Genomic DNA, 12434 nt, shown 5'->3' with positions numbered 1-12434 from the left:
TAAGGTTATGTCCTCCGTAATACTCATTTTTGTTTTTATCGTGTGGCATTTGAGCTGGAACATGGCTTTGAATCAGGCGCGCGGCTTGAAGCCGCTCTCCATGGAACAAATCGCGGCATCGACCGTCGCCGGCGCGACTCTCCAGTTGCTCGCCGATTGGAGCGTTTGGGCGACGATCGCCTTGACCTTTTTGGCCAATCTGGCCTATTACGGGAATGTGGTCCATGCGCGCTTCTTCGGGCATCCGATCCCGCTTTCGCACATCAAGCAGTTTTCGCGCTCCGCGAAGACGGCTTCTTCGAGCGCCGCAATGCTCATTCAGTCGGCCGGCCGACTGGCGAAGCGGGGCGATATCGTGTTGATCTTTGTGTGGGCGGAAACGCTTGCCGCCCTCTTTATTGTCGGCGATCCGGACGACCCCTTATGGGAATGGCGGGTTTTGAACGGGGCGCTTGTCGTCCTGGTCGCTCTCACCTTAAGGCAATATCGCAGGCTGAAAACAGGCGCGATGGAGAGCCATCTGTTCGGAATGTTCGTCTCTTATTATTTCTCCTGGCTGTTGGCGCGGAGAAGCCGGGCGGAGCAAGAGCGAATGCGCGAGGAGTCGGCAATGCTGCGGAATGAGGATAGTGAAGGAGGAGGGGACGGGGACGAGCGGGCCGATGACGATCCCTCAGGGGACGAATGGTTCGGACGGTTTAAGGGGATGAATCTCATTCTGATCCAGTTGGAATCGTTCCAGCAGTTCCTGCTGCATCGCCGAGCTGCAGGTCAGGAGATTACGCCGTTCCTTAACCGGCTGGCCCGCGAAAATCTGGCTTTCACGGACATTTTCAGCCAATACGCTCAAGGACACACCTGCGATGCCGAATTGGCCGTGCTGCAATCGTTGTATCCCTTGAAACGAGAGGTCGTCAATTACAGGCACTACGACAAGAAATTCCACGGGCTGCCGGCGATATTGCGAAGCCACGGTTACCAGGCGACGGCTTACCATGGGTACAAGGGCGATTTCTATAATCGGCGCACGATGATGAAGACTTACGGATTTGAGGCGTTCTATTCGGAAGAAGATTATTTGTCTACGGATCGGGCCTCCTATTGGATGTCGGATTTTTCGTTTTTCGAGCAATCTGTCGAGAAGATCAAAGCGATGAAACCGCCATTTTTCTCGTTTACGATCAGCTTGACCTCCCATTTTCCGTTTGAACTCGAACAGAGTCTGTGGGGCCTTCAGCTGGATAATGACGTTCCGGAGCCGTTGGTCCGATACTATCAAAGCGTCAATTATACCGACCGGGCGCTGCAGCGGTTTTATGAGCTGCTGGAACGGGACGGATTGCTGGAAAATACGGTTTTCGCCGTCTATGGCGATCATGAAGGGATCGGATTGGAGCATCTTCCGGTGTTATACGAAGAATTGGGCATCCCGCAATCGAACTTGCTGAGGGAAACCAACAGGATGAGCGTAGCGCAAGTGCCTTTCGTCGTCGCCTGCGGCGATCCGAGCCGGAGAATCGCGCACGTATCCGACAAGGTCGGCAGCACGCTGGACGTGGGACAGACGCTGCTTCACCTGCTGGGCCTGCCGAAAATCGCTTATGGAATGGGGGCAAACCTGTTTTCGGCGCCTGAGGATCGAGTCGTTCCCTTAACACAGTTCCATCCGGGCTCCTTTGCGACCCGCGACGCGCTGTGCTGCGCTTCCGAATCCGGCGATTACGTGTACAGCGCTATTTTCGACCGTGAGAAAGAAACGATGGTTCTTCCGGTGTCGGGGATCAACAAAAGCAGGTTCGAGTATAGTCGCGAGAAGGTTAACCGATCGGAGCATTTGATCGCCAACGACTTGCTCGTTCCGGATCGTCCTTCGGAGGTCGCGGAGGGAGAGGGAGCGGCCGTGCAGGCGGCTTTTACTCCGAACGTAGAGCGATTATTAAGCATCGCGGACGATGCGGCGGTCGTCATTCCGATAACGCTGGACATGGATAGTCAGTATTCAGGCGGTCAGACGAACCCGGACGAGATGAAACGATTGGAAAGCTATTACCGGCGGGCAAGGAGAAAGAACATTCGTTTTTACTCTACCATCGACTGGGACGCCAACGAGCAGCAGATTTATTTCGGGGATCGTTCCTATGCGGATAGACTGATCGAAAAAGGCTACAAGGTGGAGCCCGTGAATCCGGTTTCCCTGCCCGAGTATTTGCGAGGCCTTCCGGATCACTCTCTGATCGTGGTCGCGGCCAAGGACGAGGCTTCCGCCCAGTTCGGACAGAGGTTTGCTCGGGAGATGGCCGAATACGGCTTCCTTCAGTTGGACGTTACGAAATATCGACACAGCTATGCAAACCTGATTTATAAAAATAAAGGATACGTCTCCTTGTACGAAGAGGCGACCGAGCTTCCGATCGAAAAGAACTGGCCGAACGGGGCGCTGATCGACGGAATCGCGCTGCCTTGCGACCTTCAAGTCATTAGCCGGGGCGCGGCGGCGGGCAATCTGTCCGAGATCAAGGTCAACGGCTGCTCGTGCAGCCGCAATCAAAGGGGATTGAATTTCGCGGTGGTGGACATGGAGACGGGAGCCGTCGCGGAAATGTTCGGAGCGGACACGTTCGCTTCGACTCACATCGATACGCAGATGTATCGGGCCTTCAAAGAAAGATCTTCCCGGGAGGTGGGCGCATGAGCGAGGTGTGGTTGCAGGCTGCGGCAGCGGCATTGTTTTTGACTTGGATTTCAATACTGCTCGCTATGAGGAAGCCGGGCCCCGGGTTGCCGGCCATTCTCGATCCGAAGAAGGCGTTCGCTGCGGAGGAAGATCCGGTCGAGCCGGAGGCTGTCGCCGCAGCGCCTCCGTACTCGTTCTCGAAATGGGAGAAGCTGTTGGGGGAGGAAGACGGCTCCTGCAAGTTCATCTGTGAAAACCCGCGATGGGAAGAGGCAGCGGAAGCGTACGACGTTTTTGCGAAGAGCTGCGAGGAGAAGGGGATTGCCTTTGTAGGGCGGGAGCGTTCGGATTGGATCTCCGGGCGCATAACCGCGCATTTCGACGACTGCCGCTTGATGCCGCTCCTGTGGGCGGAAAACTACCATGTTCATCTGGTTCAGGGGAGAAGCTTATTCGATCTGCTGAGGGAGGCGGCGCCTTTCTCGATTATCATTATTTCTGTTAAGGACGACGGCTCCCAAGCGTTGAATCACGATTGGCAAGAGAAGCTTTGCGAAGTGGGCGTACGTTCGCTGACCAGGGAGCATTTGCGCCATAGCTATATCAATATCATTTGGAAGAAATATCACAATACGTATATCAACTTATACGAAGAGTGTTCGGTCGGACCGTTGGCCAAGCGTTACGATCAAGGGGATTTCATCAACGATTTCAAGTTTCCGATGTGCCTGGAGGTCGAGAGCGCAGGCTGCCACGCGGGCAATTACTCCCGTATCCGGATCGACGGCCGGCAGTGCTCGCAAAATCTGCGAGGCATGAACATCGCCGTATTCGATATGATGGATTCCAAGGCGGAAGGGATTTACAGAGTGGATACGTTCATTACCATGTATGAGGATAACGCCATTTATCGCGCCGTTCCGGCAGAGGGGGAGAAGAATGCTTCCTAGGATGGCCGAGCTGGTCTCTCTGGAGCGGGAGAGCATCTACATTCCGCCATCCGGCATGCCGGCGGAGAAGAGGAGCGGAAAAGCCGGTCTGGTTTACGCCGCCTATTGCTCATCGCTGTACAGGCGCCACGGGGTTTGGATTCGTTCTTTTGCCGATATCGTCCTGGACCGGAACGACCGGCCGATTTATTTTCATGCCAGCTCCTATATTCCCCACTTGACCTATCAAGGGTACGGCATCAAGGTGGTGGAGGGAAGCGGGTTGCTGGATTATCTCGGCGGCATTCCCGAGGGAGCTTACGCGATCGTCTCCGTTAAAGACGAAGGAAGCCAGCAAATTACGGACGAGATTGCGGAACGCTTGCGTCTGTTCGGCATGACCAAGCTTGACAGACGGAAGCTTCGCCACAGCTACGTGTGGATCGGCCGTAAGAAAGAAGGAACGTCCTACGAGGTGCTGCACGAAGAATGCTCGGTCGAAGAATTGCGGTGGGAAGGGATGCTGGGAGAAACCGAGGCCGTCGTTGCGAGCGGAGGCTCCCTGTCGACGAACGTCAGCAGCATACGGCTGAACGGGATCGAGAGAAGCCCCAATCAGAGAGGCCTCAATATCGTGACCTGGGCTTCCGGCTTGCCGGTGGAGTCTACTTGCTTCGACACGTTCGCAACCCTGCATGCGCAAGGGAGCTTGTACCGCGCCGATCCGCCGGGCCCCGCGTCCGGCGACTTCCGAACGATCGGCCACGCCGGGGGCAGACTTGACGGGGTAGACTATACCAACTGCCTGGAGGCCTTCGAGCTTAGCTATACGCAGCGCGGACATCGCGTCTTCGAAGCCGATATTCTGCTGACCTTGGACGGAGAGCCCGTGCTCAGACATGATTGGGAGGCTTATTTGTACCGGCATCTTCATCAGAAGCGGCCGGAGGGTCAGGCCGAGGGTCAGCCGCTTACTCTGGAGCAATTCAAGAGTCTGAAAATCTTGAATCGTTATACGCCCGTAACTGCCGCCGATTTGTTCTCGTTCCTCATCCGCTATCCGGACGCTTGTATGGTCACGGATACCAAACACTCCGACCCCAGGCTTGCGGAGCGTCAATTCTCGAAGCTGGTCGAGGCGGCCGCTCCATTCGGCTACGACGTCCTGCTGCGCGTGATCCCGCAGCTGTATACGGAAGAAATGTACGATGCGGTCGAGAGGGTTTTTCCTTTTCCGCGATACGTCTACACCTTGTACCAAACGAAGGCGACGGACGATGAAGTCGTACGGTTCGCGGCGAGCAAGGGAATACGCTTCGTCGCCGCGAGTTCCGACCGCTATAGCATGGGGCTGGGGCAGCGGCTAAAGGATGTCGGGGCATCGGTATTCCTTCATACGATCAACGATCTCGACTCCGTTCGAAGATATGTCCGCGAGCAGGTAGACGGATTTTATACGGATGCCTTAACGGCCGCCGAAGTGGACCGGGCTTTTGTCGCCTATGAGGTGGAGCTGCATACGAGACGGGAAATGTTAAGCGAATTCCTGGTTCGTTATTTTGATTTCCCTGACGAGAAAGTTTGTCAGGCGTTGGATTGGAGGAGTCTCGACGAATTGGCGGGGCTTTCCGGACGATTATTCGATTGTCGCACCGGGGAGGAGGTTTATTCCTTGCTAAACCCGGATCGGCGAACAGACTTGTAGAGCGACTCAAAAGTAACGTGAGAAGAACCTCTCCCGCATCGGGCAAGAGAGGTTCTTTCGCGCGCGGGCTTCGCGGGACCGGTCATCAGATCAGCAGCGTGATGACCAGTAGCTCGAACAGCACCAGCGTAAGAATCGCGTTGGAGGCGTAAGGGCCGAAGAAACGGGCATCGCCGGTCATAAGGTGCAAATAAGTGTTGTCCGCTCCTACGACAACGCCTTCGTACGAATGTCCGTCAATCGTCTCTATGCGAACTCGGCGATTCATGCACTGGCCGCATATGCCGGCAAGCTTCTGGCGGGTTTTACTCAATTGGTCGCACCACTGGCTGTCGGCCTTGTACAGCTGCGTCGAGCCGGCGGGCGCGGAACGGGATGGCATCGTCATTCCTCCTAAGATGTCTGTGCTTTATGCTATGCGTTCGCCTAACGGGAGGTGAGACCAGAAATTTATTCGACGAAATCCGCGCGGAGGAGGAAGGATGTTATGCACCCGTTCGGAGACAATGATATAATGAACGGTGCAAGCTACATAGGAGCACGGCCGGAAGCGCTGAGGCGCTTGCCGTCGCCGTAGAAGAAAGGGTAGAACACAATGGGACGACTCGTCATTTGCGATCATCCGCTGATCCAGCACAAAATCACGTTTATTCGTGACAAAATGACAAATACGAAGCAATTCCGCGAACTGGTCGACGAAGTGGCCATGCTGATGGCCTATGAGCTGACCAGGGACGTTCCGCTATCCACCGTGCGAGTTGAGACGCCTGTTCAGGCCACCGAGGGGAAAGTGATTGCCGGGCGCATGATGGGACTGATCCCGATTTTGCGCGCAGGGCTCGGAATGGTCGACGGCGTGCTCAAAATCATTCCTTCCGCGAAGGTCGGTCACATTGGCCTGTATCGCGATCATGAGACGCTGCAGCCAGTGGAGTACTATTGCAGCCTGCCGTCCGACGTGACGGAGCGGGAGCTGATCGTGATCGATCCGATGCTGGCAACGGGAGGCTCGGCGAATGCGGCCATCGACATGCTGAAGGCGCGGAATTGCCGTCCTACGAAGCTGATGTGCCTGATTGCGGCTCCCGAGGGCGTAAAGGCGGTTCAGGAGAAGCATCCGGATATCGATATTTATTTGGGAGCTTTGGACGAGAGGTTGAACGAGCACGGTTACATCGTTCCGGGGCTGGGCGATGCTGGTGACCGACTGTACGGCACGAAGTAAGGCTAACAAGGGAAGCATTGTTTTGTAGGAGAGGGAGAGAAGAGTTGAGCGACAAAATCAAAGTCATGACGATTTTCGGCGTGCGGCCGGAAGCGATTAAGATGGCGCCGCTGATTTTGGAATTGCAGAAACACCCGGAGCAGATCGAGTCCATCGTATGCGTAACCGCACAGCACCGTCAGATGCTCGATCAGGTGCTTGAGGTGTTCGGAATCACGCCGAACTACGATCTCGACGTCATGCAGGCGAGCCAGACGCTTAACGAGGTTACGATTCGCGTTCTGCAAGGATTGGAGCCTGTGCTGAAGGAAGCGAAGCCGGACATCGTACTCGTTCACGGAGACACGCTGACGACTTTCCTGGCCAGCTACGCCTCGTTCCTGCAGCAGATCAAGGTCGGCCACGTAGAGGCGGGACTGCGGACGTGGAACAAGCTGTCGCCGTATCCGGAAGAGATGAACCGGCAGCTTACCGGCGTGCTGGCCGATCTGCATTTTGCCCCGACTTCTTGGTCCGCAGGCAATCTGATGAAAGAGAACAAGAATCCCGATACGATCTATGTCACGGGCAACACGGCCACCGACGTATTCCAATACACGGTGAAGCCGGACTACGCTCATCCCGATCTGGAGTGGGCGGCGGGCAAAAGAATGATTCTGATGACGGCGCACCGCCGCGAATCGCTCGGAGAGCCTCATCGCCAAATCTTCCGCGCGGTGAAGCAAATCGCCGACGAATTCGAGGATGTCGCGATCGTCTACCCGGTTCACCCGAACCCGGCCGTTCTCGAACCGGCTCGCGAAATTTTGGGCGAGCACCCCCGGATCAGATTGATCGAGCCGCTGGACGTGGTAGGGATGAACAATTTCTATGCGCATACCCACCTCATTTTGACCGATTCGGGCGGAATTCAGGAAGAAGCTCCTTCGTTCGGAGTGCCGACGCTGGTGCTGCGGGATACGACGGAACGTCCGGAAGGCATCGAGGCAGGCACGCTGGAGCTTGTCGGGACGGACGAAAAGACCGTTTACGAGCGGACGAGGGCGCTGCTGACCGATGCGGCTTTGTACAAGCGGATGAGTGAAGCGTCGAATCCTTACGGCGACGGTCAGGCCTCGCGGAGAATTGTCGAAGGAATTTTACACCATTTTCGAGGGACGGAACGTCCGGAGTCTTTCGGCCGGTAAGAAGGCCGAGCAGACGGCAACAGCCGGAAAGCCTTGCGAGCCGTACAGCGTACAGTTGAACTGTATGGTTTGCGAGACCGGAAAGTCTTGATATTACGCGGTTTTTATCTGTCGTGTTCACATAAAATTTGAATTTCGCTCGATTGACAAACCGCGCGAAGCAAAGCTACAATATAACGTGGAACTTGGGTGGAAAGGGCTTACTTCGATTGGTTTCAATCCCCCTAGGAAACAGCGAGGAGCGACGAAAGATGGCGAATTCCCCGAAGATCCCTCCGCAGGACGAAAACCCTTGGCGGGCGGCCGGACTCGTGACGGCCATCGGTGTGGAGCTTGCCGTTCTGGTCGGTCTCGGTTGGTGGCTTGGCAGCGCATATGATGAGAGAAACGGCACCGACAGCGGGTACATCGTCGGTCTAATCGTCGGTCTCATCGCCGGAATCGGCTCGGCAATCGGCCTTATCCGCAAATATGCGGGAGGCAGGGGGTCATAATGGACGATATTTCGGTAATTATGCGCAAGATTAGCCGCATCACATTCTTCTTTTTGTTCTTGGGTTGCTTAGGCTGGGCGATCTGGCCCGAGTGGGGAATCTACTTCGGAGGTTTCTTGATCGGCGCGGTCGGCAGCATCCTTTTTACTTGGCAGCTCGCATGGAAGGTAATCCGCATTGCCGATTTGGCTGTCGGAGGACGCAGGGGACGGGGCTTCGGCTTCCTGTCCAGGGCGGCGATCGCATTGCTGGCCGCGGTCATTTCCGTCAGAACGTTGGGGTACGACCCGGCTGCTACGGTGGCTGGATTAATTGTGACTCCGATGGCAACACTCGTATTGGGATTATCGTCCATCCGCAGACGCAATGGACATCCCTCAAATGAAAGGGGTGAAAAGCAGTAACATGGATCATTTAGTGCCCATTATTAAGATTTTCGGTATCGAATTTGACCTCGCAGCTATTCTAATGGTTGTTCTATCCAGTATTATCGTATTCGTGCTGGCCCGACTGGCCGTTCGTAATCTGTCGGTGGAAAACCCAGGAAAGCTACAGAATTTCTTGGAATGGGTCGTCGAATTTGTCCAGAGCATTATCGGCATGGCGACGGATTTCAAGAGAGGCCGGGTCTACACCGGGCTTGGGCTTGCGCTTATCATGTATATTTTCGTGAGCAACATGCTCGGCTTGCCGTTCGGGATCGTATCCGAGGCGCATGATAATCAAATTCCGAAGGTGTTCGGCCAAGAGCTGATCGTCAAAGGAGAGCACGAGCATCTCGCTTGGTTATGGTGGAAGTCGCCGACGGCGGACATGGCAATGACGATGGCTCTGGCTCTTACGGTTATCGTGCTGTCGCATATCCAAGGCGTGCGTCATAATCGCAAGCACTACCTGAAGCACTATTTTCAGCCGTGGCCATTCTTCCTACCGATCAACCTGATTGAGACGGCCGCTAAGCCGCTTACGCTAGGTCTCCGGCTTTACGGTAACATTTATGCAGGCGAAGTCATGATCGGGATCATCCTCGGGATGGGCTGGGTCGGCATTCCGGCGCTCATGGTTTGGCAGGGTTTCAGTATTTTCGTAGGCGCGATCCAAGCGTTCGTATTTACGATGTTGACGATGGTGTACATCGGTCAGGCAAGTATTCACGACGAGCACTAACCCATAGGAATTACCCATTAAAAATAAACCCACACTCTTGAGGAGGATTTACAAAATGGTATACGGTCTGTTGGCAGCGGCAATTGTTTTTGGTCTTGGTGCGTTCGGCGCAAGTATCGGTAACGGTATGATCTTCAGCAAAACAATCGAAGGAATCTCCCGTCAGCCTGAGCTGCGCGGTTCCCTGCAAACGACGGCGTTCATCGGCGTAGGTCTGGTAGAAGCCCTTCCGATCATCTCGCTCGTTCTTGCATTCATCTTGATGGGTCAAGCTGAGTAATACGGCAACAAGAATAAGGCGGGGAGTGCGATGCCTCCACGCCTTCGTTTTGCGAAGCACGAAACAGCTTAAGTAAAGCCGTATGAAAGGAGTGAAGATCCGTGTTGGAAAACATTGTTTGGTCCAACTTTTTTGTTCAATTAGTTGCGTTTCTAGTTTTGTTCTTACTACTGCAGCGGTATGCGTTCAAACCGTTGTTCGGCATCATGGAGAAACGTCGCCAGATGGTTCTCGAGCAAATGAACAGCGCGGAGAAAAATCGCGCGGAAGCGGATCAATTCATCGAGGAGCAGAAGCAAGCGCTTCAGCAAGCGCGCAAAGAAGCTCACGATATTATCGAGCAAGCTAGAACGACTAGCTCCCGCCAGGCGGACGATATCGTTCAAGCCGCCCGCGACGAATCCAACCGCATTAAGGAAGAAACGATTCGCGAGATCGAAGCCGAGAAGAACAAGGCTGTCGCGGCGCTCAAAGCGCAAGTCAGCGGCCTGTCCGTCCTGATCGCTTCCAAGATTATCGAGAAACAAGTCGACGAGCAGTCCCAGAAGGAGCTTGTCGATCAATACCTGCAGAATGTAGGGAATAAATCATGAGCCGCGCTTCGGTAGTCGCCAAGCGCTATGCGAAGGCGCTATTCCAAGCGGCCAACGACAAAGGGCTCGTCGCGGAAACCGAGAGCCAGCTTAAGCTGATCGTAGACGTCGTCGCAGGAAATGCCGATCTTCGCGCATTCCTCGTGGCGCCCAACATTACGTTGGACACGAAAAAAAAGACGCTGTTTCAAGCGTTCGGCGCGGATGTGTCGCCGATCGTCCTGAACGCCGTCGGCTTGCTGATCGAGCGCGGACGCGAAGGCGAATTGGCCGGCGTATTGGACGCTTATTTGCAAGTGGCGGGCGAAGCTCTCGGCCGCGCGGATGCTCACGTGACCTCGCCTGCTCCGCTTAGCGAACAGGAGAAGTCGAATCTCGCGGAGAAATTCGGCGCTCTGCTAGGCAAGACCATACGGGTTACGAATTCCGTAAACCCCGAACTGCTCGGAGGCCTGACCGTTCGCATCGGCGACACGCTGTACGACGGCAGCCTGAAGGGCAAACTCGAACGTCTGGACAAAACGCTGCAGACCGCGGCGATCTAACGAATAATAATACCATTTGCAAGCAATGGAGACAGGGGTGAACGAATTGAGTATTAGGCCCGAAGAGATCAGTACTCTGATCAAGAAGCAGATCGAGCAATATCAATCCGATATTCAAGTCGTCGACGTCGGCACCGTCATCCAGGTCGGTGACGGAATCGCGCGCGTGCACGGTTTGGAAAAATGTATGGCGGGAGAGCTTCTCGAGTTTGAAGGCGGCGTTATCGGCATGGCCCTCAACTTGGAAGAAGACAACGTCGGTGTCGTTATCATGGGTCCTTACACAGGCATCCGCGAAGGCGACCAAGTAAAAAGAACCGGCCGCATCATGGAAGTTCCGGTCGGCGAGCAATTGCTCGGCCGCGTCGTGAACGCTCTGGGTCAGCCGATTGACGGCAACGGACCGATCAACACGACGAAAACCCGTCCTATCGAATCCCCGGCTCCGGGCGTTATGGATCGTAAATCCGTTCACGAGCCAATGCAGACCGGTATCAAAGCGATCGACGCGATGATTCCGATCGGCCGCGGCCAACGGGAATTGATCATCGGCGACCGTCAGACGGGTAAGACGACGATTGCGGTCGATACAATCGTTAACCAGAAAGGCAACGGAGTTATCTGTATCTACGTTGCAATCGGTCAGAAGCAATCGACCGTGCGCGGCTTGGTTGAAACGCTGCGCAAACATGGCGCCCTCGACTACACGATCGTCGTAACGGCGAACGCGTCCGAACCGGCTCCATTGCTCTATCTCGCTCCTTATACAGGCGTATCGATGGGCGAAGAATTCATGTACAACGGCAAGCACGTTCTGATCATCTATGATGACTTGACGAAGCAAGCCGCCGCATACCGCGAATTGTCCCTCTTGCTTCGTCGTCCTCCGGGCCGTGAAGCTTATCCGGGCGACGTATTCTACTTGCACTCCCGTCTTCTCGAGCGCGCTGCTAAGCTGAGCGACGAGAAGGGCGGCGGTTCGATGACCGCTCTGCCGTTCATCGAGACGCAAGCGGGCGACGTCTCCGCTTATATTCCGACCAACGTAATCTCGATTACCGACGGTCAAATCTTCCTTGAAGCAGACCTGTTCTATTCCGGTCAACGTCCGGCGGTTAACGTCGGTATTTCTGTATCCCGGGTAGGTAGCTCCGCTCAAATTAAAGCGATGAAGAAGGTTGCGGGCACGCTCAAAACCGACCTCGCGCAATATCGCGAATTGGCTGCGTTCGCGCAATTCGGCTCCGACCTCGATAAAGTGACGAAGTCGCGTCTGGATCGCGGAATCCGTACGCTCGAAATTTTGAAGCAAGGCGTTAATCAGCCGCTTCCGGTCGAGCGCCAAGTCGTATCTCTGTATATCGTAACCAAAGGCCATCTGGACACGATCCCCGTACAAGACGTTCGTCGCTTCGAAGCGGAGTTCCTTGCTTATGTGGAAGTGAACCGTCCGGAAATCTTCCAGTCGATCCGCGATACGAAGGATTTGACGGCCGATACCGACAGCGCTCTGATCGACGCGATCGCGACGTTCAAGAAGGGCTTCAACACATCGGCATAAGATAGATTCGGAACATGGAACTCGAGTCGCAACAATAAGCTTGAGCCGGGTTTGCCGTCGGCAAGCCTGGCAAT

At 55.1% G+C, this 12434-nt stretch carries 13 protein-coding genes; 12 read left to right on the top strand and 1 reads right to left on the bottom strand.

Going from position 1 to position 12434, the window contains the following annotated elements; translation table 11 throughout:
• Positions 1–7: 7 nt before the first annotated feature.
• From J4772_RS33770 to J4772_RS33760, 3 genes are read left to right on the top strand one after another with little or no spacing between them, the layout of a single operon-like run.
• Complete coding sequence (locus tag J4772_RS33770; RefSeq protein WP_209073224.1) at positions 8–2692, top strand: sulfatase-like hydrolase/transferase; 2685 nt, start codon at positions 8–10, stop codon at positions 2690–2692.
• Positions 2689–3624 carry a hypothetical protein gene (locus J4772_RS33765; RefSeq protein ID WP_209073223.1) on the top strand — a complete coding sequence of 312 codons (936 nt, stop codon included), beginning with the start codon at positions 2689–2691 and terminating at the stop codon, positions 3622–3624. The genes J4772_RS33770 and J4772_RS33765 overlap by 4 nt, the downstream gene beginning before the upstream one ends.
• Complete coding sequence (locus J4772_RS33760) at positions 3614–5308, top strand: glycerophosphodiester phosphodiesterase family protein (protein WP_209073222.1); 1695 nt, start codon at positions 3614–3616, stop codon at positions 5306–5308. Before J4772_RS33765 ends, J4772_RS33760 begins: the two co-directional genes overlap by 11 nt.
• A gap of 85 nt (positions 5309–5393) precedes the next feature.
• Here J4772_RS33760 and J4772_RS37240 read toward each other — a convergent pair whose 3' ends face one another.
• Positions 5394–5690: an LSm family protein gene (locus J4772_RS37240; protein WP_247740927.1), complete on the bottom strand. Its 297-nt coding sequence runs from the start codon at positions 5688–5690 to the stop codon at positions 5394–5396.
• Positions 5691–5903: 213 nt separating this feature from the next.
• Between J4772_RS37240 and upp the strand changes: the two genes are divergently transcribed.
• The 9 genes from upp to atpA all read left to right on the top strand — a co-directional run bounded on the left by upp (position 5904) and on the right by atpA (position 12360).
• Positions 5904–6533: a uracil phosphoribosyltransferase gene (upp, locus tag J4772_RS33750; RefSeq protein ID WP_116060715.1), complete on the top strand. Its 630-nt coding sequence runs from the start codon at positions 5904–5906 to the stop codon at positions 6531–6533.
• 65 nt (positions 6534–6598) lie between these two features.
• Positions 6599–7720 (top strand): non-hydrolyzing UDP-N-acetylglucosamine 2-epimerase, encoded by a 1122-nt coding sequence (gene wecB / locus J4772_RS33745; RefSeq protein ID WP_209077605.1) that lies wholly within the window; start codon positions 6599–6601, stop codon positions 7718–7720.
• Positions 7721–7971: 251 nt separating this feature from the next.
• On the top strand, positions 7972–8214 hold the full coding sequence (locus J4772_RS33740; protein ID WP_209073221.1) for an AtpZ/AtpI family protein: 243 nt from the start codon (positions 7972–7974) through the stop codon (positions 8212–8214).
• Positions 8214–8618 carry an ATP synthase subunit I gene (locus J4772_RS33735; protein WP_116060713.1) on the top strand — a complete coding sequence of 135 codons (405 nt, stop codon included), beginning with the start codon at positions 8214–8216 and terminating at the stop codon, positions 8616–8618. Before J4772_RS33740 ends, J4772_RS33735 begins: the two co-directional genes overlap by 1 nt.
• Before the next feature lies 1 nt (position 8619).
• Complete coding sequence (atpB, locus tag J4772_RS33730; protein ID WP_209073220.1) at positions 8620–9381, top strand: F0F1 ATP synthase subunit A; 762 nt, start codon at positions 8620–8622, stop codon at positions 9379–9381.
• Between the two features lie 55 nt (positions 9382–9436).
• Positions 9437–9661, top strand: a complete 225-nt coding sequence (gene atpE, locus J4772_RS33725) for a F0F1 ATP synthase subunit C (protein WP_094047624.1) — start codon at positions 9437–9439, stop codon at positions 9659–9661.
• 101 nt (positions 9662–9762) lie between these two features.
• Positions 9763–10254 carry a F0F1 ATP synthase subunit B gene (gene atpF / locus J4772_RS33720; RefSeq protein WP_247740926.1) on the top strand — a complete coding sequence of 164 codons (492 nt, stop codon included), beginning with the start codon at positions 9763–9765 and terminating at the stop codon, positions 10252–10254.
• Entirely contained in the window at positions 10251–10799 is a 549-nt protein-coding gene (locus J4772_RS33715) for a F0F1 ATP synthase subunit delta (protein ID WP_116060711.1), read from the top strand. The genes atpF and J4772_RS33715 overlap by 4 nt, the downstream gene beginning before the upstream one ends.
• Positions 10800–10845: 46 nt before the next feature.
• On the top strand, positions 10846–12360 hold the full coding sequence (gene atpA / locus J4772_RS33710; RefSeq protein ID WP_116060762.1) for a F0F1 ATP synthase subunit alpha: 1515 nt from the start codon (positions 10846–10848) through the stop codon (positions 12358–12360).
• Positions 12361–12434: the final 74 nt, after the last annotated feature.

Origin of the sequence: Cohnella sp. LGH (assembly GCF_017671885.1) — a bacterium.
Lineage (GTDB): Bacteria > Bacillota > Bacilli > Paenibacillales > Paenibacillaceae > Cohnella > Cohnella phaseoli.
The sequence above is the reverse complement of the archived record's forward strand: the minus strand, read 5'-3'. Positions and strand labels throughout refer to the sequence as shown.

What these genes read in the sequence shown, in the direction of transcription:
- atpE (WP_094047624.1), top strand. Translation starts at nt 9,437, where the DNA reads ATGGTATACGGTCTGTTGGCAGCGGCAATTGTTTTTGGTCTTGGTGCG.
- upp (WP_116060715.1), top strand. Translation starts at nt 5,904, where the DNA reads ATGGGACGACTCGTCATTTGCGATCATCCGCTGATCCAGCACAAAATC.
- J4772_RS33760 (WP_209073222.1), top strand. Translation starts at nt 3,614, where the DNA reads ATGCTTCCTAGGATGGCCGAGCTGGTCTCTCTGGAGCGGGAGAGCATC.
- J4772_RS33715 (WP_116060711.1), top strand. Translation starts at nt 10,251, where the DNA reads ATGAGCCGCGCTTCGGTAGTCGCCAAGCGCTATGCGAAGGCGCTATTC.
- wecB (WP_209077605.1), top strand. Translation starts at nt 6,599, where the DNA reads ATGACGATTTTCGGCGTGCGGCCGGAAGCGATTAAGATGGCGCCGCTG.
- J4772_RS33740 (WP_209073221.1), top strand. Translation starts at nt 7,972, where the DNA reads ATGGCGAATTCCCCGAAGATCCCTCCGCAGGACGAAAACCCTTGGCGG.
- J4772_RS33735 (WP_116060713.1), top strand. Translation starts at nt 8,214, where the DNA reads ATGGACGATATTTCGGTAATTATGCGCAAGATTAGCCGCATCACATTC.
- J4772_RS33765 (WP_209073223.1), top strand. Translation starts at nt 2,689, where the DNA reads ATGAGCGAGGTGTGGTTGCAGGCTGCGGCAGCGGCATTGTTTTTGACT.
- J4772_RS37240 (WP_247740927.1), bottom strand. Translation starts at nt 5,690, where the DNA reads ATGCCATCCCGTTCCGCGCCCGCCGGCTCGACGCAGCTGTACAAGGCC.
- J4772_RS33770 (WP_209073224.1), top strand. Translation starts at nt 8, where the DNA reads ATGTCCTCCGTAATACTCATTTTTGTTTTTATCGTGTGGCATTTGAGC.
- atpB (WP_209073220.1), top strand. Translation starts at nt 8,620, where the DNA reads ATGGATCATTTAGTGCCCATTATTAAGATTTTCGGTATCGAATTTGAC.